Source organism: Jeotgalibacillus sp. JSM ZJ347 (assembly GCF_044383825.1).
Taxonomy (GTDB): Bacteria; Bacillota; Bacilli; order Bacillales; family Jeotgalibacillaceae; genus Jeotgalibacillus.
In genome coordinates this window covers 164,473-186,359 of sequence record NZ_JBISEN010000004.1, presented here as the reverse complement: position 1 = coordinate 186,359, position 21,887 = coordinate 164,473, and the positions used below count along the sequence as shown (strand labels likewise).

20 protein-coding genes are annotated in these 21,887 nt (G+C 45.3%); 4 read left to right on the top strand and 16 right to left on the bottom strand.

From position 1 onward, the window contains the following. Window positions 1–80: 80 nt before the first annotated feature. The 3 genes from alr to acpS all read right to left on the bottom strand — a co-directional run bounded on the left by alr (window position 81) and on the right by acpS (window position 3,020). Window positions 81–1,229, bottom strand: coding sequence for an alanine racemase (gene alr / locus ACH6CZ_RS13515; protein WP_374098008.1), 1,149 nt, complete (start codon window positions 1,227–1,229; stop codon window positions 81–83). Between the two features lie 49 nt (window positions 1,230–1,278). Continuing rightward, window positions 1,279–2,292, bottom strand: a complete 1,014-nt coding sequence (locus ACH6CZ_RS13510; protein ID WP_374097994.1) for a LolA family protein — start codon at window positions 2,290–2,292, stop codon at window positions 1,279–1,281. Window positions 2,293–2,663: 371 nt separating this feature from the next. After that, complete coding sequence (gene acpS / locus ACH6CZ_RS13505) at window positions 2,664–3,020, bottom strand: holo-ACP synthase (RefSeq protein ID WP_374097993.1); 357 nt, start codon at window positions 3,018–3,020, stop codon at window positions 2,664–2,666. A gap of 65 nt (window positions 3,021–3,085) precedes the next feature. Between acpS and ACH6CZ_RS13500 the strand changes: the two genes are divergently transcribed. Next, window positions 3,086–3,682, top strand: a complete 597-nt coding sequence (locus ACH6CZ_RS13500) for a rhomboid family intramembrane serine protease (RefSeq protein ID WP_374097992.1) — start codon at window positions 3,086–3,088, stop codon at window positions 3,680–3,682. A gap of 37 nt (window positions 3,683–3,719) precedes the next feature. On the opposite strand, the gene ACH6CZ_RS13495 is transcribed toward ACH6CZ_RS13500, so the two are convergent. Both ACH6CZ_RS13495 and ACH6CZ_RS13490 read right to left on the bottom strand, forming a co-directional pair. Then, the gene (locus ACH6CZ_RS13495) at window positions 3,720–5,225 is read right to left on the bottom strand and encodes a PH domain-containing protein (protein WP_374097991.1); all 1,506 of its coding nucleotides are present in this window, start codon (window positions 5,223–5,225) and stop codon (window positions 3,720–3,722) included. Further along, the gene (locus ACH6CZ_RS13490) at window positions 5,218–5,700 is read right to left on the bottom strand and encodes a PH domain-containing protein (RefSeq protein WP_374097990.1); all 483 of its coding nucleotides are present in this window, start codon (window positions 5,698–5,700) and stop codon (window positions 5,218–5,220) included. The genes ACH6CZ_RS13495 and ACH6CZ_RS13490 overlap by 8 nt, the downstream gene beginning before the upstream one ends. A gap of 162 nt (window positions 5,701–5,862) precedes the next feature. Here ACH6CZ_RS13490 and ACH6CZ_RS13485 point away from each other — a divergent pair, with 162 nt between their 5' ends. Beyond that, the gene (locus ACH6CZ_RS13485; RefSeq protein WP_374097989.1) at window positions 5,863–6,420 is read left to right on the top strand and encodes a hypothetical protein; all 558 of its coding nucleotides are present in this window, start codon (window positions 5,863–5,865) and stop codon (window positions 6,418–6,420) included. A 222-nt stretch (window positions 6,421–6,642) separates the two neighbouring features. Here ACH6CZ_RS13485 and cshA read toward each other — a convergent pair whose 3' ends face one another. From cshA to ACH6CZ_RS13465, 4 genes are all read right to left on the bottom strand, one after another. Next, the gene (gene cshA / locus ACH6CZ_RS13480; protein WP_374097988.1) at window positions 6,643–8,100 is read right to left on the bottom strand and encodes a degradosome RNA helicase CshA; all 1,458 of its coding nucleotides are present in this window, start codon (window positions 8,098–8,100) and stop codon (window positions 6,643–6,645) included. 359 nt (window positions 8,101–8,459) lie between these two features. Beyond that, the gene (locus ACH6CZ_RS13475) at window positions 8,460–9,173 is read right to left on the bottom strand and encodes an alpha/beta hydrolase (RefSeq protein WP_374097987.1); all 714 of its coding nucleotides are present in this window, start codon (window positions 9,171–9,173) and stop codon (window positions 8,460–8,462) included. 265 nt (window positions 9,174–9,438) lie between these two features. Next, complete coding sequence (locus ACH6CZ_RS13470; RefSeq protein ID WP_374097986.1) at window positions 9,439–10,800, bottom strand: UDP-N-acetylmuramoyl-tripeptide--D-alanyl-D-alanine ligase; 1,362 nt, start codon at window positions 10,798–10,800, stop codon at window positions 9,439–9,441. Window positions 10,801–10,812: 12 nt separating this feature from the next. Then, window positions 10,813–11,883, bottom strand: coding sequence for a D-alanine--D-alanine ligase (locus tag ACH6CZ_RS13465; protein WP_374097985.1), 1,071 nt, complete (start codon window positions 11,881–11,883; stop codon window positions 10,813–10,815). Between the two features lie 370 nt (window positions 11,884–12,253). On the opposite strand from ACH6CZ_RS13465, the gene ACH6CZ_RS13460 reads away from it, so the two are divergent. Continuing rightward, complete coding sequence (locus ACH6CZ_RS13460; protein WP_374097984.1) at window positions 12,254–13,441, top strand: dicarboxylate/amino acid:cation symporter; 1,188 nt, start codon at window positions 12,254–12,256, stop codon at window positions 13,439–13,441. Between the two features lie 245 nt (window positions 13,442–13,686). Here ACH6CZ_RS13460 and ACH6CZ_RS13455 read toward each other — a convergent pair whose 3' ends face one another. Further along, on the bottom strand, window positions 13,687–14,766 hold the full coding sequence (locus ACH6CZ_RS13455) for an NAD(P)/FAD-dependent oxidoreductase (protein WP_374097983.1): 1,080 nt from the start codon (window positions 14,764–14,766) through the stop codon (window positions 13,687–13,689). A gap of 135 nt (window positions 14,767–14,901) precedes the next feature. Between ACH6CZ_RS13455 and ACH6CZ_RS13450 the strand changes: the two genes are divergently transcribed. Beyond that, on the top strand, window positions 14,902–16,632 hold the full coding sequence (locus tag ACH6CZ_RS13450) for an ABC transporter ATP-binding protein (protein ID WP_374097982.1): 1,731 nt from the start codon (window positions 14,902–14,904) through the stop codon (window positions 16,630–16,632). Between the two features lie 51 nt (window positions 16,633–16,683). Here the strand turns inward: ACH6CZ_RS13450 and ACH6CZ_RS13445 are convergent, their stop codons facing one another. Genes ACH6CZ_RS13445 through ACH6CZ_RS13420 form a run of 6 tightly spaced genes read right to left on the bottom strand, consistent with a single transcriptional unit; the run spans window position 16,684 to window position 21,786 of the window. After that, the gene (locus tag ACH6CZ_RS13445) at window positions 16,684–17,226 is read right to left on the bottom strand and encodes a CDP-alcohol phosphatidyltransferase family protein (protein ID WP_374098007.1); all 543 of its coding nucleotides are present in this window, start codon (window positions 17,224–17,226) and stop codon (window positions 16,684–16,686) included. Between the two features lie 51 nt (window positions 17,227–17,277). Then, window positions 17,278–17,943, bottom strand: coding sequence for a TVP38/TMEM64 family protein (locus ACH6CZ_RS13440; protein ID WP_374097981.1), 666 nt, complete (start codon window positions 17,941–17,943; stop codon window positions 17,278–17,280). A 24-nt stretch (window positions 17,944–17,967) separates the two neighbouring features. Beyond that, entirely contained in the window at window positions 17,968–18,927 is a 960-nt protein-coding gene (locus tag ACH6CZ_RS13435) for an ABC transporter ATP-binding protein (RefSeq protein WP_374097980.1), read from the bottom strand. Next, on the bottom strand, window positions 18,924–19,715 hold the full coding sequence (locus ACH6CZ_RS13430) for an ABC transporter permease (RefSeq protein WP_374097979.1): 792 nt from the start codon (window positions 19,713–19,715) through the stop codon (window positions 18,924–18,926). The genes ACH6CZ_RS13435 and ACH6CZ_RS13430 overlap by 4 nt, the downstream gene beginning before the upstream one ends. 9 nt (window positions 19,716–19,724) lie before the next feature. Further along, the gene (locus tag ACH6CZ_RS13425; RefSeq protein ID WP_374097978.1) at window positions 19,725–20,588 is read right to left on the bottom strand and encodes an ABC transporter permease; all 864 of its coding nucleotides are present in this window, start codon (window positions 20,586–20,588) and stop codon (window positions 19,725–19,727) included. Beyond that, window positions 20,569–21,786, bottom strand: a complete 1,218-nt coding sequence (locus tag ACH6CZ_RS13420) for an ABC transporter substrate-binding protein (protein ID WP_374097977.1) — start codon at window positions 21,784–21,786, stop codon at window positions 20,569–20,571. Before ACH6CZ_RS13420 ends, ACH6CZ_RS13425 begins: the two co-directional genes overlap by 20 nt. Window positions 21,787–21,887 lie beyond the last annotated feature (101 nt).

The window sequence follows — 21,887 nt, the reverse complement described above, 5'->3', positions numbered from 1 at the left end:
GTCCATGTTTATCTTAACACTAAATGTGGAACCTGAAAAGGTACTCTCAGAAAATATCTGACAATTCTTTGCACAAATGATTAATTAAGATGATTAAAGACCTTACTGATCCCGCCATTTTGCCTATAAACCCTTGGTACTCTCGCTGTCAGCAGACAGGCAGATTCATAATGAATGGTTCCGTTATGCGCTGCGATATCATCAAGCAGAATACAATCTTCCGAGGTTTCGCCTACGAGAGTGACAACCGTACCTTCTTTCATTTCAAATGGAAGCCTGATCATACACTGGTCCATACAGACCCGCCCGACAATCTCTGCCCGGTACTCTCCTGCTAACACTTCAAACCCCTGCATCTGCCTGATCCACCCATCAGCATAGCCAATTGGCAGCGTTGCAATCCATTCATCCTGCTGTGCGGTATAAGTTGCACCATAACTGACCTTTTCACCTTTTGGCAGCTTTTTCACCTGAACCATTTTTGTATACAGAGATAGCGCCGGCTTAAGTGGTGCCGGCATTTCACTGCGGATATCACCTGAAGGCACAAGCCCGTACATCGAAATACCAAAGCGCACTGCATTAAAAGCTGAATTATCACGGAGAAATGCCCCTGCACTGTTAGAGGCGTGAATCATTGGAGGCTTCTGCTGAAAGACGTCCAGAACCTTTAAAAAGCGCTCATGCTGCTGATCAGCATACGTCCGGTCCAGCTCGTCCGCTGTTGCAAAATGCGTATAGACGCCCTCAACTTCAAGGTTGCTACTATCAGAAGCGAGCCTTTCAGCTTCAGCCACTTCTTCAGGATCAGTAAAACCGAGACGTCCCATCCCGGTATCTGTTTTCAAATGAATATTCAATATGTGGGTATCAAGAAATGCCCGCGCTGACCTAATCCAGTCTATTGAAAATACAGTCAGCCGGATATGATTTGCTGCTGCCAAGCCGGCATCTTCAGGACGCGTCGCACCCAGCACCAGAATCGGAGCGGTAAAGCCATGCTTTCTCAGAAAAAGCGCTTCATCTAAAAACGCAACAGCCAGCCATTCCGCTCCACCTTCAAGTGCTGCCTCTGCTACTTCAAGATAACCATGTCCATACGCATTTGCTTTTACAACAGCCATAATCAATGTATCCCGATTCAGCTGATTTGATAACTGACTGATATTATATTGAATCGCATCAAGGTCTACTTCAATCCATGTATCACGGTGAAATTCATTCTTCATCATCTGGCACCTTCTCTTGTTACAGGAGATCCTCCTGTTTTGGATGCCGTTATTTTATCATAGACCCCTGAACTGAGCGAGCGACTTCGAGCATTTCTTCCTGCGTAAGGTCGTGGGAGGCGAGCAGATAACTTACACCATTATATGTCCACTCAAGAGAATTTTCCGTCATAGCACCCACAGCAAACCCGAGATCCGCCATTTCCCCGGTAGCGTCAGTTGTTGTCAGCATGACCGGTGCAGCTTCAAGTTTTTCCTGAATGATCGTATAATTTTTCGCACCTTCATACGTCAGAATCATCCGGCTTCCGTTATCTGTTTTAACTTCCTTTTCTTCCTTTAGCGCAGCGCCTTCGATTTCAGCTGTCGGGTAAAGTACAGCCCAGTCCTCCGTCTCTTCACCATCTCCTGAAACCGGCATTTCAAGCTGGGCACTCATCATATTTTTCTCTAGATTAAAGTCACTCTTTTCAAATGACGCTTCATAGTTAACCTCACTGAAGCTGAGTTCAATTTTCACGTTACCTTCCTGATCCTTCACTTTCACATCAGTCGGTGCAAGTGTCTTCTTATCAAATGTCACCTGCTGAAGCGGGAACATATGCTGATGCTTGTACCTTGTTTTCGTATCAAATACATACTTGCCTTCTTTTTCAGTAAAGACTGCTTCCTTATCCTCCTGAATATCCTTTACAAGTGATTCCGTCAAATAAGCCTGACTGCCGTTTGACGGCCAGTCACTCTGAAAACGGAAGCTCTTGTTCAGCGCAGGTGTCAGGACAAAAACACCTTCATCATTCCGGATAATCATCTGGCTCTGCTTGTCTTCAGCATGCTTCAGATGAACACGGTAAAAGTGCGGTTTCATATGCCAGACTTCCACATCATATTCCTGAGGCGTCTCACCAGTATTAAAGACCATCTTAGCTTTTGCCTTATAACTTTCCGCCTGCTCCACCTTCTCCATCAGATCCTGAGCCGCTTCCTCCCTCGTTTTCTCACCGCACGCACCTAACACCATCACTAAAAAGACCGTTATCAAACAGAGAGCGATTTTCTTCATGGTTTCCTCCCCCTTCACTCATTCAGCGTCGTTGCGAATGCACTTTTAGTGTATGAGTGGGGATGGGCTTGTATGACACGGAAAGGTGGAAGGCGCTTGGAGACGGAGAACATGACACACAATTAGTCGGATTGCTACAATTTCAGCGCTGATTGCTACAACCTCCCGGGTGTATCGCTACAATTCCAGCGCGGATTCCGGCAAGATTAACAACAATTGCTACATCTCCAGTCCAGAAGCAGTTCAAGTTCGAGCACTACCTCCGGCACTTCATGCCCTTAGGTCACAGGCCTCAAATCTTTTAGTTACCCAAGTGCATGAAGAGGGCATGACCTGAATCAGAAACGCAAAATAAAAAACAGACGCCTGATCTAAGCGTCTGCTTTCTCCACTACCACCTGTGCGGCGGCGTATTCTTTTGTATGCGTAATGCTTACATGCACATTGTATTCCGGGTGCCTGATATAAGGACGACCGGAAGCTTCTTTTAAAATCTCAATGTCCTGAAAAGACAGCTCACGCCCGATCCCACAGCCGATTGCTTTCGCATACGCTTCTTTTACCGCAAATCGTCCTGCCAGAAATTCAATCTTTCTTTTCTCGCCAAGCTCATTGAACTGCGAAAGCTCCAATTCAGTGAGCACGCGGCGTGCAATTTTCGGCTGCCTGTTTAAAAGTGTGGCAATCCGTTCAATTTCTACGATATCCAAGCCGATTCCATGAATCATCTGAGTCACCTTTTTCGTATAGAATCCTGTATGATAGACATAATCAGTTACAGGGAGGATTTCAATTGTTTTTACGTACTGAAAGCTTATCACAGTTTATCAGGTTTTATCCTGTCGTTTCACTGTTGATCTTAATACATGCGATTGTTTTTATTGCAACTTCTCTTCCGGGCGGGATCGGATGGTCCGTTTTTGTCACGCTTGGCGGGATCAACGGACTGATCTCAGCCGGTGAGTACTACCGGCTTGTAACGCCGATTTTTGTCCACGCTGATCTGTGGCACGTGCTGTTCAACACGTTTTCTCTTGTGCTTTTTGCACCTGCACTTGAACGTCTGCTCGGTTCTTTTCAATTCTCTGTCGTGTATTTACTTGCAGGGATTATTGCAAATGTGGCTACATGGGTTCTGCAGCCGGCGGATTACTTCTCGGTTGGTGCGAGCGGTGCGATCTTTGGATTGTTCGGCTTATACGGCGCAATCTGGCTGATCTATAAAGAGGCGGCGCCACTTGAAATCAGACAGATCATGGTACCGCTGATCGTGATCAGTATTGTGATGACGTTTTTCGGATCAAATATTAACGTAACCGCCCATATTGCAGGGCTTGCAGCAGGTGTTTTTATCGGCCTGTTCATCTTCCAGCAGCGGCGGCGGACATAAAAAACGCCTGGGTCTATTTTAGCTCCCAGGCGTTTTTTTACTGCAATTCTGCTCCAGACAGCGTGTGTACTTTCTTCACTTCCGCTTCAGGGCTATACCAGTCCATCATCAGGTTAGCATCTTCTTTTGCAATATGTGAAATGCTGCTATGACTGCCACTGGTATAGGATTTGATCGTTGCATGGATGGTTGCAACGTCTCCTCTTTTCTGGAAATAGGTCTGTGTCCATTCCAGAGACTGTATCCGTTTTTTCTTTAAAAACACAATTTGTTTGCTGATGCCCCGAAACTTCAACGTTAACTGGTCACGCGAGGCGCTCCAACCTGCAGTCTTGTACTGCCACAAGCCTAGTACAATTGCAATCGGAATGAAAATCAGCGAAATCAGACCAAGTGGGAAAAAGAAATACGAAACCGGAACGATCAGAACAAGCGCAAACAACAGCTTCCAGAATATATAACGTTTTAATGCGCGCTTAGGCACACCTGTAAATTCTGTTTTAAAATGATAGTCAGGTAAGATCCGGTTTAGAATTTCATATGTTTCTTTCTCACGAATCATCGGCAGCAGCCGGATCGCGTTTGAATCCTTTTCAAGGACTGAACCTCCGGCACTTTCAATTGTGACAGATGTATATCCAAAAGGCTCTCTCATCACATTCTGATCAAAAGTAATCCCCTGGATTCTTTTCAGCGGTACAGTTGTCTGCTTTTTCTCAAGCAGCCCCCGCGTAATGATGAGGTCATTTTCAACAAGCTTTACTGTAAAATGGGCATAGCGTAAAAATGTGAGACCGACCGCAATGAGCCAGGCAATAAAAAATACAAACACCGCTACAATTCCGGCAAGAAGAAAGCCGGCTTCTACAAAGTCTATCAGCTCTTCAAAAACAGCTTCGTAAGGGATAATCTCTCCAAATTGGGATAAAAAGATCAGGATCCCCCCGATGACAACCCCGGCACCGCCGGACGTTGTAGCCATAACAATCAGATCTCTAGGGCTCATCTGATAAAGGATATGCGCCTCAGGCTCCTGTTCAACCACTTCTTCCCCATCAGTGATTTCTACGTTTTCTTCCTTCAGCCTTTTTTTAGCGGCAGCAATAATTCTGTTCAATTCATCTGCTTCCTGCTTGGTAATCGCCGTCAGTTCAGCTTCTGATTCCAGCGAGGAAGAACTTCCGGCTGTTTCAACTTTGATTTTCACCAGTTTTAGAGGGCGGTGCAACACACCTTCTGTATAGTTAAGGCTCTGAATCCGTTCAAAAGGAATATAACGCTTTTTCTTCACAAAAAGACCCTGTTCGATCCTGAGTTCGCCTTCTTCAATCCAGTATTTAAACCTCCACCATTTGATAATACCTAAAAATACAAATAAAATGATCATTGCACCCATGATGAGATATGGCAGGTAATCCAGAATTGATTCGGCTTCTCCCCGATTGATAAAAACGAGAATGACAATTGGAATGAATGCTTCCTTTATTGTTTTCAGCGCATTTATTACTGTGGTAATCGGATGCAGTCGTTTTTCCTCAGACATCGTCCTCAGCCACCCTTGCTAAAGCAGAAATCGAATCCCTCAGCTCATCTGCTTCATCAATATCCAGTGCTGGAATCTGGTGAAGCGTTGCCGCTGTTGAAATACTGATCGTTGCAAGCCGGTATTTCCGCAGGATCGGTCCCTGCTCTGTATCTACATGCTGTACTCGGACCATCGGCACAAGTGTACGCGTGACAACAAAAATACCATGCTGCAACTCAATTTCTTCTTCCCTTACTTCATAACGCCAACGCTTCCATTTGAGCGTTGGTAAGACGAATACAAATAAAATGATTTCAAGCACCAGCGCCACAGCTGCACCAATGATAAACCAGACTGACCAGTCAAATAGAATGGCAAGCGTTGTTACACCTGCACCTACAAGCAATGTAATTGCTGCAGATATCCAGCCATATAGTCTCCAGACGGTTAAGGCCCGTTCTGAAATTCTCATTCTAGGCTCCTGTCTTCCCATTGTTTTCTCTCCTGTCTCACTATCTTTTATGTATCTACTCTATCATACGATCTTCTTACTACATATGTTTCAAAAGTTTTCGCTGGAAATTTTTTAAAAAGTGAAACTTTTCCTGTGAAAATTCTGTATAGTAGATATGAAAATATTGTAAGGAGGATATACATGAATCAGGAATTTCACGAAGGAAATATGATGTGGATTGTACTCAGTGTGATCTCATTCATTTCTGCAATTATCTTTGCTTTTGTTGGACCTAACCTTCTCCACTATATGTTTTTCTCATACGGGGACATCATCGTTATTCAGACGCCTGTCATCTCTAATATACTATTTGGCATCTTCGGCGTGCTGCTATCATTATTTTTCTTCATGATGTATAAAATAGGAAAAGGATATAAGATTACCGGATTTGTAGTTTTAATTGTCTCCATACCTATTCTTGTGCTGAGTGTGACAAATTATTCTGTATTAAGAGAAGAAAAAATTCTTCATAACAGCCTTTTTTCAGTTACTTCAACCGAATATCAGTGGAGTGATATCGAAAGCGCCGTGTTACTCAGACAAAATGATGATTTCGATTATGAAACACTAGTACTGAATATGAATGATGGAGAAGACCTTCCATTTCTCAGAAACGGATATGTGATCAGTGCATTCCCTAAGATTGATGGAATGCTGCAGGCAAATGGAGTTATCTTCACATCACAGGAACGCGAATAGAAAAAACTGCTCCGGGGGATGATCCCCCGGAGCAGTTTTTTGTTGGCGTTTAGCGGTTTGCGCTTTTCAATGCTGTCCAGCTTCAGCGCCCAACCCCTCGAGTCATAAGCCACCCATCGGTAAACGGGAAAGTTCACCCATTTTCTGATGCACGTCTTATGCCCGTCGGAGCTGAACGAGCGCCTTATGCTTGTCGGGTCTGAACAAGGCGCTTACGCTTTTCTAGCCTTCGCGTGATTGACGCTTTGGCTGGCGCTGACGGCTGTTGTAAGGCTTGCCGCCTCCACCTTTACCGCCACGGTTACCACCGCGGTTGCCGAACTTTTTGTCGTCTTTGCGGTAAGATTTCTTTTTAGAAGAAAGTGGTCTTTCAGGTGTGATATCAACTGGTGTTTCGTCTGGCTCTTTTGTAAGAATCTTAAGAGCGGCAGCGATTAGATCCAGTGATTCTTCACCATCGTTTAATAGCTCACGTGCAATTACTTTGTATTCTTCAAGGTTGTTCTTTTTAAGTGTTTCTTTAAGCTCATCAACGGCAGCGCGCTGAAGGCCTTCAAGTGCTTCTGATGAACTTGGTGGACGCATTTGCTCCATCTTCTTTTTCGTTGTTTGTTCAACAACACGAAGGTAGTTCATTTCACGCGGTGTAACGAATGTCATCGCCATACCTTTTTTACCAGCACGACCTGTACGTCCGATACGGTGAACGTAGCTTTCAGGATCCTGTGGAATGTCATAGTTATACACGTGTGTAACGCCTGAGATATCAAGACCACGTGCAGCAACGTCTGTTGCAACAAGTACGTCAATACGGCCTTCTTTAAACTTCTTCAGTACGCTCATTCGCTTCGCCTGTGTCAGGTCACCGTGAATTCCTTCAGCCATGTAGCCACGGATTTCAAGTGCACGTGCAAGCTCGTCAACGCGGCGCTTTGTACGTCCGAATACGATCGCAAGCTCAGGTGACTGAACGTTGATCAGACGTGAAAGAACGTCGAACTTTTCACGCTCATGTGCTTTTACGAAGAACTGTTCGATGTTTTCAACAGTCATTTCCTTCGCTTTTACTTTTACCACTTCAGGCTCTTTCATGAAGCGTTCAGCGATTTTACGGATTGGTCCAGGCATTGTTGCTGAGAATAATAGTGTCTGGCGTGTTTCCGGAAGGTTTTTCAGGATTGACTCGATGTCATCGATAAAGCCCATGTTCAGCATTTCATCTGCTTCATCAAGTACAAGTGTTTCTACTTCATCAAGCTTCAGCGTGCGGCGGTTAATGTGGTCAAGCAGACGGCCCGGCGTTCCAACAATGATATGCGGACGCTTTTTCATTGCGCGGATCTGGCGCTGAATGTCCTGGCCTCCGTATACTGACAATACGCGTACACGCTTGTCGCTTCCGATTTTATAAAGCTCTTCAGATACCTGAATTGCAAGCTCACGTGTTGGTGCAATGATCAGACCCTGAATGGCTGATGATTTTGTGTCCACTTTTTCAAGCATTGGAATACCGAAAGCAGCCGTTTTACCTGTTCCTGTCTGCGCCTGCCCGATAATGTCTTTACCTTCTGATGATAGTGGAATTGTGCCAGCCTGAATTGGCGTTGCCTCTTCAAATCCCATACGTTTAATTGATTTCTGGATTACTGGACTAATTGGTAGTTCTGAAAAAAGTGTCAAATCCTTCATTCTCCTTTGTTTTGTGAATCATCTATTTCATACACATAGCTAAGATCGCTCAGAAGACTGCGACAGCCTTTATTCGTTGTCCTTAACGGTAAATTAACAAGGGGCATTTCTTCCCCAAAAAGAAAACTCGGACCTAGGCCGAGTGCGTCAGAGATGCCAATACTTCAATTGGTCTTTCATGCTGGTTAAAGACAACCATCAAAAATACGCTGGACGCATTCAGTCCATCACGGTTGATTCCGCTTTGCGCATTTAAAAGTTATATCACACTCTTCTTATAAATAAGAGAGCTAATTGCTAATTGTAGCAGATGTCTTACGTATCTTATCATGTCTATTTTCAAAACACAATCATCCATTGTCGGGAACTTTCTCCTGTTTTAAAAAGAAAGCGATCTCATGAAAAAGCCTGTCACAGTCGGACCCATAGCAGATCAGGTGTTTCGACGATTTTGATAAATATAATCTTTTTTGGTAAGTACCGACGCGATCATAGACGAATCTTGCCGCTTTAGGAGGAACGATCCCGTCCATTTGTCCCTGTGCAATGAAAACAGGCACTCTGATTTTTGGAAGTAGCGGTACGACATAGGATGCCAGGCGCCTGAACTCCCTTGTAGAGCGGATTGGTGTATGAAAGAGCTTATATTTATAATGACCAAACCATTCGTTTTCATTCAGCTTTCTCCGTACGAAATCTGAGATCACTGTTCTGACATCGTTGAAAATCTGCTTCGGATTAATATAAAGGGCTGCTGCGCTGAGCAGAACCAGTTTTTTCACCGGATAATGGATCGTCAGGTAAGCTGCGATCAGCCCGCCCATTGAAAATCCCACCACATAGACTTCATCACAATACATATAGAGCCTTTTTAACTCTTCCTCCGCATACGTAATCCATTCAACTGCGTTCGTGTCATGCAGCCTGAGGTTTCTGCCGTGTCCCGGCAGCACCGGCACTGAAATAATCCAGTCCGTATGTTCCCGCAGATATCTCGCCAGCGGATTCACCTCATAAGCGCCGCCTGTAAATCCGTGAAGCAGCAAGCATCCTGTCTGTCCCATGACTTCCCTCCGTTCAATCTTCTAAGCTTTTTATACCCATAAATGTGGTTTTTGAATCTGTGTACATGTGTCGAATGCTGTGTGTTGACTGTTCAGGTATGTATCTGGCTGGTTGACGTAGCGATACACCCGGTTTGAGTGCGCTATCACATCCGCTGACTGTCATAACAGCGCCACTGAACGTTATAACCCGCCTTCCGACCGTCGCGACAGCACCGTCTTTTCAATACAAAAAGCCGCCCCACAGGACGGCTTTCCCAACATTTTATTTAAAAGCCTCAATCACTTTCTCAAGCTCCATGCCGCGCGAGCCTTTGACAAGCACCAGGTCACCTTTACAAAGATGCTTCTTAAGTTCTGCGATCAGCTCATCATGCTGATCAAACCAGTAAACGAGAGGACTTCTCTCCAGCGCTTCTTCAGCAAGCCATCTTGAACGCGGTCCGAATGCGAGCAGAACTGGGATCTCATTGAAGTTAATGTTCTGACCGATTTCACGGTGAAACTGCTCTTCGTTGTTACCAAGCTCCAGCATATCACCAAGCACGGCGATTTTTTTACCCTCTGCTTTCGCTTCTTCAAGGAACTGTAGTGCAGCAATCACAGAAGTCGGACTGGCATTGTAGGCATCATTGATGAAAATTTCACCACCTGCGCCTTCCACACGCTCCATTCTCATTGAGGTCATCTCAGTTTTTGCAAAACCCGCTTCGATTTCTTCAAGTGTAAGACCAAGGTGAAGCGCTGTGCGGATCGCAGCCAGCCCGTTCAGCACGTTATGTCTGCCGAGTACAGGGATCGATACCCATGTTTCTTCCGTACCAAGCTGAATGCGGCTTCCTGCGTCATCAATTTCAGTCTTTCTCGGATAAAGACCGTTCGTTTCCTCATAGCCGTATGACGCACACTTCAAGCCTTCAGTCTGTGCAACCAGATCCTTCAATAACGGCTCATCTCCATAGTAAAACAGGATGCCGTTTTCATTCAGGCCTGAAATGATTTCGAATTTTGCTTTTGCAATATTTTCTCTTGAGCCGAGGTCCTGGAGATGGGACTCACCAATATTCGTGATAACTGCAATATCAGGCGTCGCAATATCACTCAACAGTTCGATTTCACCAAATCCGCTCATCCCCATTTCAAGTACGGCGACATCAGTGGACTCTTTAATATTCAGCAGTGTCAGCGGCAAACCAAGGTTGTTGTTAAAGTTTCCTTCTGTTTTCTGCACGCTGTATTTGGTTGAAAGTACACCCGCGATCATATCTTTTGTCGTTGTCTTCCCATTACTTCCGGTGATGGCCACGACTTTAAAGTGATTCTCGCTTCTATAGGCAGCCGCAAGCTGCTGAAGCGCTTTTTCAGGGTCATCAACTAAGATAACAGGCAGATCCTCCGGTACATCCGGCACCCCTTTTTGCCAAAGAGAAGCGCCTGCTCCCTTTTCAAAAGCCTGCCGTACATATCTATGTCCATCCGTTCTCTCACCTCTAAATGGAACAAAAAGGTTTCCCGGCTGGATTGTCAAAGTGTTAATGCTGGCCCCGTCCACGACTGCGGCTGCATATGCTTCTGAAGGGGCTTCTGTCTGTAAGATGTCAGCAATCTCTTGTAATGTTTTTTTCATGACTGCTTCTCCTTAAATTGAGGTTTTAAGTTTCTGTTTATCTTGATAGCGTTCCATACCAAATTGCACAAGCTTTTCAATCAGTTCAGCATATGGAACACCAGTGTTTTCCCATAGCAGCGGGAACATACTGTAAGGCGTAAATCCTGGCATTGTATTAATTTCATTGATAAAAATCTCATTTTTATCTGTCACAAAGAAATCTGCACGCACAAGCCCTGAGCAATCAACTGTCTGGAACGCGATCTTCGCCATACGCTGAAGTTCTTCAGCCATTCCTTCAGGCAGTTCTGCCGGAATAATCATGACAGAATCTCCGTCGACATATTTCGATTTATAATCATAAAAATCTTTTTTCGCTACAATTTCACCCGGTACGGATACTTCAGGGAAGTCATTGCCGATCACGCCAAGCTCAATTTCACGTGCTTTCACACCCTGTTCAATCACTATTTTACGGTCAAACAGGAATGCCTCTTCAAAACCTGCTTCAAGCTCTGTACGGTTAGTACATTTACTGATGCCGACACTTGATCCGAGGTTCGCAGGCTTAATAAAGCATGGATAACCGATTTCTTTTTCAGTCTTCACATAAGCAGCTTTTCTGTCTTGCTCCCATACTGAGCGGATAAATGAAGTGTAGTCAACCTGCGGAAGACCTGCATCTCTGAACAGATTTTTCATAATGACTTTATCCATCCCTGCAGATGACGCGAGCACACCATTTCCCACGTAAGGAACATTCAGGACTTCAAGCAGGCCCTGTACCGTTCCGTCTTCTCCATTTGGACCATGCAGCAGCGGGAAAACAATATCGTACGCTGCATCCGGTGCAGACGGTACATGAGTCAGCCCTTCTGCAGGTGATACTTCAGACTGAGCGCCGAATTGCAGTTCCTTTACATCTTCAACCGGTGCAGAAAGGGAAGGTCCTTTTCTCCATTCTCCGTCCTTTGTAATAAATACCGGATCGATATCAAATTTAGTTAAGTCCAGCGCTTTAATTACGGCCTTCGCTGTCTGAAGTGATACTTCATGCTCTGCAGACTTTCCGCCGAACAGTAAACATAGTTTGGTTTTCATCTATAAAATCCTCCAGTTAAATGTTTAATACATATGTAGAAAAAATTTAATTTTCTTCAAACTTGATTGTGCTGATTTTTACTTCTATTAAAATGGCATGCAAAATCATTAATTCATTCTCTTACATCCATTTCAAATAATCCTTCTCCATCTTATCACGTTTTGGCATTTCGGAAATGAGTTTGATGAATCGATTTTTTGTTTTTTTACTATAACAAAAAATCTAAATTTACGTGTAACCTCCTTCATTTTACTGATAATTCTAAATAATTTTATTATTATTTTTTAAACATTTTCTCTTAACAACACATAAACATCGCGTTATAATCCATCTATTAAATACAACTGTACACAACAGGAGGACTTTATCATGAAAAAAATTGGATTACTTCCCCGTATTATCATGGCCATTGTGCTTGGTGTTGCTGTCGGCAGTGTTAGTCCTGCTTGGCTGATCAGAGTGCCCGCAACATTTAATGATATTTTCAGCGGGTTCCTGTCATTCGCAATTCCTTTAATTATCATTGCCTTTATCGCACCTGGTATTGGCGCCATGGGTCGCGGAGCCGGTAAAGCGCTTGGTGTGACTGCGGGTATCGCCTATGCGTCTACGATCATTGCAGGTTTACTTGCTTTTGTAAGTGCTACAATCCTATACCCCATTTTACTGGGATCTCAAGCATCAAAAGCATTTGAAAATCCTGAAGAGGCCTTACTGGGTGGATATTTTGGCATTGAAATGACACCTGTGATGGGCATCATGTCAGCCTTGCTGCTGTCATTTGTGCTCGGTATCGGAATTTCAGCTTTTAAAAACAGTGTCTTACAAAAAGGCCTTGAAGAATTCCGCACAATCATTCAGAAACTGATTGAAAAAATCATTATCCCACTCCTTCCTATTCACATATTCGGTATTTTTGCGAATATGACACAGGGCGGTCAGGTAAGTGCCATTATTAATGTCTTCCTGCTTGTTTTTGTGATGATTATCGCTCTGCACGCGCTGTATCTGGTATCAATCTATTCAACTGCAGGCGCGATGCACGGTAAAAATCCTTTTGTGATGCTGAAAAATATGATGCCTGCTTACTTTACAGCACTTGGTACTCAGTCTTCAGCATCAACGATTCCCGTGACACTTGAGCACTCTAAAAAAATGGGTGTCCGTGAAAAAACAGCGGATTTCTGTGTGCCGCTGCTTGCAAATATTCACTTAGCCGGAAGTACAATCACGTTAGTCAGCTGTGCGATGGCAGTCATGCTGATTCAGGGTGAAACAGCAACATTCTCACAGATCTTCCCATTCATTCTGATGCTAGGTGTAACAATGATCGCAGCACCTGGTGTACCCGGTGGCGCAGTCGTTGCATCCCTTGGTCTGCTTGAGTCTATGCTTGGCTTCTCAGGCGCAATGACTTCACTGATGCTTGCACTGTATCTTGCACAGGATAGCCTTGGTACAGCAACAAACGTAACTGGAGATGGTGCAATCAGCTCGATTGTGGACCGTTTTACGAAGCGTAAGGTGAAGAGTGAAGCGGTGACGAAGGCCGGGTGATTTTAGTTTGGTTTGGTGGTGGTTCGGAGAAAAACAAGTGTTGTTCGGAGAATAAATGCGGATGTTCGAAGGTTGACGCCCGAGGTTCGAAGGTAAACACCCGATGTTCGACGTTCAACACAGCGTGTTCAAATTTTTGGGTCTTTTTACCCATACCTACCCACCATGTCAATTCGCCAGCCTGCTATACACCATACATCAGAAAAAACGGAGCGTGCCCCAGCACGCTCCGTTTTTTTCTATATTCACTGATACTTCCTCATATAACCGCGGTCAATATAATCCTTCCACCACCATGCCCAGCTGCCGAACTGACGCCATTTCCCATACAGCATGAGTGCCTGTTTTCCTCCAGTGGAAAGCAGGATCAGCGCTCGGCTTTGCGGCTTATAGTCCATCAATGCCCCCCGGCGAAGGCTGGCAATCAGGTTATGATGCAGGACTTCTCCCTGACGCACTGCATAGACGCCGCTTTTTGGCAGATACGGATGCGTAATAAGCGCAGCGCAGTCTCCTGCTGCAAATACACGACTGTCATCAGGCGTCTGCAAGCAGGCGTTTACTTTGATAAAGCCCTTTTTATCAACAGACAGTCCTGACGCTTCCAAAAGCGCAGGCGCCTGGGCACCACCAAGGAAGATCACTTCGCTATATAGAACTTCCCCGCCGCTTTCAGTCATGACGTAACGGTCCGTCACTTCCACAGCGGCATCGCCTTTAACATAACGGATGCCTTTATGATCAAAAAGCGTTTCAACTACTGAGTCTGATTTTTCATCAACCATCTCCCCTGAAGCCACAACGGTAACGCGGTCATATTTACGGCCGTTCTGCTGTTTCCACTGATGGAATGAAAAAGCCATTTCAATTGCCGCTGCGCCTCCGCCGATGATGACGAGTTCTTTTGCTTTGCGGCATGCGTCGATCCGCTCCGTAAATAGATGAGCGGGTTTGATCTGAATCTGTTTTTCTGCAAGGCCTTCTATCTGATCAGGTGCAGTGTGTGAGCCGATATCGAGTGAAAGACGGTCATAAGACAGTTTTTCTCCAGATGACAGAACAACTTCCCTTTTAGCTGGATCAAATGATTCAAGCGTTTCTTCTATAAAATCAATGTTTTTATCTTCACATATTTTCTTTAGATCAATCCGGATATCTTCAATCGAGTAGAGCCCTTCGGCAAAGCCTGAGAACATACCGGAATAGTAATGATAGCGGGATGCTGACACGAGGGTCCATTTCACCTCTGTATCACGTTCAGCAGTCAGCCGGCGTAATACTTCAAGGTGCGTGTGTCCACCCCCGGCAAGTACAACAGTTTTCATAAGTTCCTCCTGAGCGTTTTCTCCATTCTATCAGTCAGATACACGGAAAATAAAGCGTCCATGCTTCTGACACAGCCTTCGGGACCGAAGTAGGATATAATTTTATAATGAAATCTGAAAAGATAGGAGTCTTTTATGGCACAGAATGACGCAAGGATGAAACCCTTTATTCAATTAATTTTATCCACTAAAATCCCAAGGCTCGCGCTGACACTTGGACTCGCCGGCAGTATTCTGACGACGCTTGTCGGTTTGACGATTCCTCTTTTGACGCGCGAGCTTGTGGATGGCTTTTCGGTATCACTGAGCGGCTGGCTGGTCGCAGCGATTGCGATTGTTTTTATCGTGCAGGCGCTGATTGACGGCGGATCGACTTATTTACTCGGCTATACAGGGCAGGTCGTTGTGGCACGGCTGCGTGAACAGATGTGGGAGAAAATGATCCGGCTGCCGGTCAGCTATTATGATCAGAAAGCAAGCGGCGAGTCTGTCAGCCGGGTGGTCAATGATACAGGAATTGTGAAGGATCTGATCTCTCAGCATTTCCCTCAATTTATTACCGGGATCATTACAATTATCGGTGCAGTCATTATTCTGTTAGTGATGGACTGGCGGATGACGCTTCTGATGTTGATTTCAGTTCCCGTTACTGTCGGGATTATGATACCACTTGGCAGACAGATGTCTAAGATCTCACACGGTCTGCAGGATGAAACGGCCGATTTCACAGGAAAGATCCAACAGACACTGAGTGAGATCAGATTAATGAAAGCCTCTAATGCAGAGATGTTTGAAGCTGCAAAGGGTAAAGGCGGCATCAGCAAGCTGTTAATGTTCGGATTAAAAGAGATGAGAATTTTCGCGATTGTAGGTCCTCTTATTTATCTTGTGATGATGGCTGTGATTGTTGTGATTATCGGTTATGGCGGAATCCGGGTGGCAGAAGGTTCAATGACGACAGGTTCGCTTGTTGCATTTCTCCTTTATTTATTCCAAATTGTCTTTCCGATTACGTCATTTGCGATGTTTTTTACTCAGCTGCAAAAAGCAAAAGGCGCAACAGAGCGGATTATCGGGATCATTAACCTTACACCTGAAGACGGCCGGATTGGTGATGAACTGGATATCAACGGAAGACCGGTGCATGTGAGGAATGTATCTTTTGCTTATGAAGCCGGTGAACCGATCCTTTCAAATGTATCGTTTGATGCTGCACCCGGTGAAATGATCGCTTTTGCAGGACCGAGCGGCGGCGGAAAAACGACAATGTTTGGCTTACTTGAACGCTTTTATGAGCCGTCAGAAGGTGGAATTTTTATTGGTGATACACCTGTTACCGATCTTTCAATGGATGCATGGCGCAGTCAGATCGGGTACGTCTCACAGGACAGTCCGATGATGGCAGGTACGATTCGTGATAATTTAACGTATGGGCTGAAGGATGCTGATTCGATCAGCGATGAACGGCTCTGGGAAGTTGCTGCAATGGCTTATGCGGAACCTTTTATCAGGGAGTTTCCTGAAGGGCTTGATACTGAGGTTGGTGAACGAGGCGTGAAGCTCTCAGGTGGACAGCGCCAGCGGATTGCGATTGCAAGAGCCTTCCTGAGAGATCCGAAAATCCTGATGATGGATGAAGCGACAGCGAGCCTTGATAGTCAATCTGAAGCGATTGTACAGCAGGCGCTGAGCAGGCTGATGGAAGGGCGCACCACTTTTATCATTGCCCACAGGCTGTCGACAATTGTAGATGCGGATAAAATCATTTTTATAGAAAAGGGTCGGATTACAGGGATTGGCACACACCACCAGCTGATCCAGACGCACCCGCTCTATAGGGAATTTGCTGAACAGCAGCTCGCATAGAAAAAAGAGGATGGACATCTGTTCATCCTCTTTTTGATTGTTTCACTGTATTTAACTCAGCAGTCTCTTCGCTTCCATAAACCGCTGTCCGGCTGTAAACAGTTCTACCGCAAAAAATGCGAGCGTCGTCCATAAAACAATTGACGGTGCAAGCATCATCACGCTTAAAAACAGAAAGCCTTCTGTCCGTTCTGCAAGCCCCGCCTGATAGCGGAACGACTTGACACCGTTGTTTTCAGACACATTTCCAACCGTCAGAAAGATCGTCATTGAAATCACAATTGAGGCCATCAGCAAAAGGGCAGCCCACATGATATCCGGATAAAGAAACGCGACGCCGAGGATGACGCTGATCTCTACAACCCGGTCAAAAGTGACGTCCATGACCGTTCCGAATGGTGATGTTTTCGTCGCACGTGCCATTGAACCATCTACTGCATCCAGAAACCCTGACAGCCATAATACAATGACGGCGATCACAGGAAATCCAAAATAATAAATCACTCCTGAAGCAGAGCCAATTATAAAAGCACCGATCGTGACCTGGTTGGCCGTCCAGCCAAATGTAAGGAAACGGTCAGCTGTTTTACGAATGACAGGCTCTGCATACTTTCTTCCATATGTATCGAGCAGTGTCTACACCCCCTATTTCTCTTTATCTTCTTTTTGAAGGCCTAACCAGACAGCCATTTTCTTTCTGAATATAATTGGAACAGTAATTACAACAGCAAAGAATGTCAGCCCAAGCAGAATAATCCTCATGTCTCCTTCTGCCAGACTTGATCCTAAAAAGATGTATCCGAATGTGCCTGGCAGAATTCCGATGATCGTCGCCAGTGTAAATGCCTTCAGCTTCACATTTGCAAGTCCAGCAGAATAACTGACGAGATCAAAGTTCAATAACGGCGCCAGCCTGAGAAGGAGCACATAGATAAACCCCTTTTCCTCCATTTTTTCTGTGACCAGCTGTACACGTGGATCCTGTATTTTTTTGATAAAAGTCCGGTTGAAGCGTCGTGCAATAAAGTAAGCGACAATCGCGCTGAGTACTGCACCAATCATTGTATAGATAAAACCGAATATTGCTCCAAAAGCAAGCCCTCCGGCGATTGAAAGAATAGAGGCAGGAAACAATATGATCGGTCTGAAAGCGTAAATGATGATAAACAGCAACGGGCCCCACCAGCCAAGTGACTGGATCCATTGCTGAATATCTGTTGGTGATACATTCAGATACGTTCTGTTGAACCAGTACAGAAAGATGACGATGACGATCAATCCGACTGCCGTTGAGATTGTTTTCTTTTTCATCCCCTGCCCCCTTCCCCTGATGCTTTAACGCTCTTTAAAATACCGGATCTCGTCTGCCGGCAGCATCACGTATCCTCTGGATCCTGACTGCCTGTTTTCAACCGGAATTGTTACACGTCGACCGGAATCCAGTTTGACATGCGCAAATCTGCGACCGAAGTGGTATGTTTCATTTACCCATTCTGCCGCAAACCACTCCCCACCTGCTGATTTTTCTTCAGACCATTCTGCTTTGTCGGCAGGACAATATCTATTTTCATCAAGAACAATGACATCAGAATAAAGTGAAGCAACCAGTGCATTGTGCGGTGTGTGATATAACTCTTCCGGATGACCGATTTGCTGAAGCCGTCCCTCCGCCATTACCGCTGTCCTGTCACCGAGCAGCATCGCTTCCTCTTTATCATGAGTAACAAAGATTGATGTCATATCTTCTTTTTTCAAAAATGTTCTGACCCATTCCCTTAAGTCTTTACGCAGTCCCGGATCAAGACTTGAAAATGGCTCATCAAGCAGGAGCAGCTTTGGTTTCAACAGCATTGCCCGCACGAGCGCTGCCCGCTGCTGCTGACCGCCTGAAAGTTCGTGAGGGTAACGATCAACCTGCTTTTCGAGTCCTACTTCTTGTAAGTAGCTATGTGCCATTTCAAACGCCTGCTTTTTTCCATCCGTGATCTTTTTTCCATATGCCACATTCTCAAGCAGTGTCATATGCGGAAAAAGCAAAGCCTGTTGAAAGACCATTCCGACAGGACGGCGTTTGACCGGTTGATTTAGCAGGTCAGCACCTTCTATCAGCACTTCTCCGTTTGAAAAATAATCGAGCCCTGCGATACAGCGGAGAAGCGTTGATTTACCGGTTCCGGATGGACCTGCAAGTGAAAGGATTTCTCCTTTTTGCAGTGAGAAGGAAAGGTCTGTAAAAATATCGGCAGTATCAAATTGTTTTGACACACCTTTTACCTGTAAATAGGGGAGACTCACAATATGCTCCTCCTTTTCATAAAAAATCGGCCTGCAACAAGCATGGCGGCTGCTTCTGCGATGATGATCGCGGCTGCAGGAATCAGTACAAATGCAATCGAAAATGCAGCCATCACCGTATCATCAGCTGACTGCAGAAATGGATAATAAATAATCGGCATTGTCAGTACACTGCCGCCTCCGATAATTGCGGTTAGGACATACTGACCTGCACTGATCGTCACAGCAAGAAAGATTGAACTCCTGATACTCGGAATCAATAATGGCAGTTCGATTGAACGGAAAGCGTGCCAGGCTCCGGCTTTTAGCATTCTGCCCTGACTCAGCATATCCTGTGGAATCCGATCATAACCTGCTTTCAACACTTTTATCGTATAAGGAATCGTTGGAACGAGATGAACGATTGTGACACCGAGCCACGTGTTAGCCAATCCCATGCGGATCATTGTGATATGAAGACCCATTGCTGCTGCCATGATAGGTAGAAATAATGGGAGAAGCAGCATCACTTCGAGTGTATTCTTGAATGGAAAAGAGCGGTGGGATAATGCTTTTGCAATAGGTACACCTGCAAGCAGATTAATCAACGCAACAGCAAGCGCGATGAAAAGCGTTGTCCACATTGACTCAATGACTCTGCTGTCCTGAAATACAACTTCCCACCCTCTTAATGTCCAGTCAAGCGCAACGCCTGGCCGCCAGGGTGTTGTGACACTTTTGATCAGCATCAAAAGAACTGGGACGATAAAAAAGATCAGACAGCTGATATAAAAAAGTTTCTTTTTCATAGTCCCCTCCTAATAACGATGGCTGCTTTTTGACAGCAGCATTCTTCTTTTATTCATCAGTGCAAAGCCTGCGAGTGCAAGCGTTCCAAAGATGAGTGCAACAAACATTAATAAGGCAAAAGCCATTGTCCGTTCATCCAGAGAAGCACTGTAAAACCACTCGTAAGCAAGCACCGGTGTCAGCTGCGGATAGGAGACACCGAGCAGACCCGGCACTTCATAAGCAGTGAAAACAAATACACTGATAATCAGTACCGTCTCAAACATCACAGGCTTCACCCATGGCCATTCAACTGTCTTGAACCAGTCCGCCCTGCCTCCGCCAAGTACTGCATTGACTTCTTTGAACTGCTTTGGCAGCTGAAGATAGACAGGCAGCAGCATCAGAATCACAAAGGGTATTTCCTTCCATATATAAGTGATGAAAATACCGATCCCCGATTGGTCCTGTACGAGGATTGGAAATAATGCTGCGTCCTCAAGCAAACCGGTCTGCACTAAGAAAGTTGAGATCAATCCGCTTTGACCGAGTAAAAGCAGCACAAAATATCCCCACACAAAATGCGGGAAAAGCATCGGAATCCACACCATCCACTTTCCTATGCCGTCAATATACTGATAAAAACTTCTGACAATCAGCCAGCCGCCAATGAGTGAGACAAGTGTTGAACTAAACGTTATCAGGATACTGTAGAGCAGGCTGTCAACGAGCTCCTGTCTGCCAAAAAGTTCACTGTAATAAGTCCAGGTGAACCCGTTTTCTCCTCTCACACTTTCCATAAATGCGAGAATGAGACTCCCTCCTGCGAGCAGCAAAAATGCACAGGCAGGGAGCAGCAACAGGATCAGCCGGCTAGTCTGCTGCCACTTCATTGCGCCACTCCGATTCAATCCACTCTACATACCCTGCATCTACTTCAGATAGATATGATTCAGCAAGAATATCCGCATCAAGCACCGTATTTCCACGGTCCAGCTCTTCAAAGCCTGCCCGCTCCTCATCACTTAGACTGCCAACATCAATCGGCGAGCTTTCACCCCAGTAATCGGGCTGCAATTTTTCAAGCTGCGCTTCAGGACTTAAGAAAAAGTCGATCGCAGCCATGGCAGCTTCTTTATTTGGGCTGTTATAAGGAATGGACAGGAAGTGCGTATTTCCGATCGAACCGGGATCTTCAAGTACAAATGATTCAGTCGTTTCGGGGAATAAACCGTCACGTACAAGTGATTCTGCACGCGCTTCGTTATAGCCCATCGTCATCCACACTTCCCCCTGGCTGTAAAGGCGATCCAGTTCTTCAAGTGAAGCAGGGTAGGTTTCCCCGCCTCTCCACAGATCAGGCTCAATGTCATTTAAGTAATCCCACATGGTACTCGCCTGACTTTCTTCAAGCGGCGCATATGGCTCGCCAAGCAACTCTTCAGGCTCCACCGCTTCTCCAAGCATCACGTGTCTGATGAATGCATTACCGGTAAAGTCGCTTGCTTCCGGATAAGTAAATTTCCCCGGATTCTCATTGATCCAGATTTTCAGCTCATCCAGTGTTGCAGGCGGATTGTCTATTTTAGACGTGTCATAGTTAAACACGAACTGTACCTTTCCCCACGGTGCTTCGTACCCTTCTGTTGCGGTGCCGAAATCAAATTCATAGTCTTCCGGCTGATAATGGTCCTGATAAGAAGGAATCTGGTCAACAAACGGCCCAAAAAGAAGTTCCCCTTCTTTTGCCCGCTTAAAGTTTTCTCCATTCATCCAGATCAGATCAACGGTTCCTTCATCCTGACCCGCTCTTTTTTCCGTTTCAAGCTTTTGAATGATTTCATTTGTATCAAGCGGAATCCGCTCAAGCGTGACGTCATATTCCTCCTGTAAAGACGGAATCGCATAGTCATCAATGTAGCTGTTGATGCCAGGGTCCCCGCCCCACATATAAAGACGGACTGTTTCACCCGCTGATGCTTCAGTGATGTCTTCCCAGGATGAATTGGAGAGGTCAAGCTCTTCCTCTGCCTGCTCTGAACTGCAGCCGGCAAGCAGCAGTCCTGTTATAAGGATGTAGCTTTTTTTCATATGGTTAACCACCCTGCTATATAAATGTTTGTTTCTAACAGCTTGTATAGGATATACATTCCCACACAGTATTTCTGTTAGATGTCTTACAACTTCTATTT

Coding starts and splice junctions, on each gene's coding strand:
- alr (WP_374098008.1), bottom strand. CDS start 1,229: ATGAAGAATGAATTTCACCGTGATACATGGATTGAAGTAGACCTTGAT.
- ACH6CZ_RS13510 (WP_374097994.1), bottom strand. CDS start 2,292: ATGAAGAAAATCGCTCTCTGTTTGATAACGGTCTTTTTAGTGATGGTG.
- acpS (WP_374097993.1), bottom strand. CDS start 3,020: ATGATTCATGGAATCGGCTTGGATATCGTAGAAATTGAACGGATTGCC.
- ACH6CZ_RS13495 (WP_374097991.1), bottom strand. CDS start 5,225: ATGTCTGAGGAAAAACGACTGCATCCGATTACCACAGTAATAAATGCG.
- ACH6CZ_RS13490 (WP_374097990.1), bottom strand. CDS start 5,700: ATGGGAAGACAGGAGCCTAGAATGAGAATTTCAGAACGGGCCTTAACC.
- ACH6CZ_RS13485 (WP_374097989.1), top strand. CDS start 5,863: ATGAATCAGGAATTTCACGAAGGAAATATGATGTGGATTGTACTCAGT.
- ACH6CZ_RS13475 (WP_374097987.1), bottom strand. CDS start 9,173: ATGGGACAGACAGGATGCTTGCTGCTTCACGGATTTACAGGCGGCGCT.
- ACH6CZ_RS13470 (WP_374097986.1), bottom strand. CDS start 10,800: ATGAAAAAAACATTACAAGAGATTGCTGACATCTTACAGACAGAAGCC.
- ACH6CZ_RS13465 (WP_374097985.1), bottom strand. CDS start 11,883: ATGAAAACCAAACTATGTTTACTGTTCGGCGGAAAGTCTGCAGAGCAT.
- ACH6CZ_RS13460 (WP_374097984.1), top strand. CDS start 12,254: ATGAAAAAAATTGGATTACTTCCCCGTATTATCATGGCCATTGTGCTT.
- ACH6CZ_RS13455 (WP_374097983.1), bottom strand. CDS start 14,766: ATGAAAACTGTTGTACTTGCCGGGGGTGGACACACGCACCTTGAAGTA.
- ACH6CZ_RS13450 (WP_374097982.1), top strand. CDS start 14,902: ATGGCACAGAATGACGCAAGGATGAAACCCTTTATTCAATTAATTTTA.
- ACH6CZ_RS13440 (WP_374097981.1), bottom strand. CDS start 17,943: ATGAAAAAGAAAACAATCTCAACGGCAGTCGGATTGATCGTCATCGTC.
- ACH6CZ_RS13430 (WP_374097979.1), bottom strand. CDS start 19,715: ATGAAAAAGAAACTTTTTTATATCAGCTGTCTGATCTTTTTTATCGTC.
- ACH6CZ_RS13425 (WP_374097978.1), bottom strand. CDS start 20,588: ATGAAGTGGCAGCAGACTAGCCGGCTGATCCTGTTGCTGCTCCCTGCC.
- ACH6CZ_RS13420 (WP_374097977.1), bottom strand. CDS start 21,786: ATGAAAAAAAGCTACATCCTTATAACAGGACTGCTGCTTGCCGGCTGC.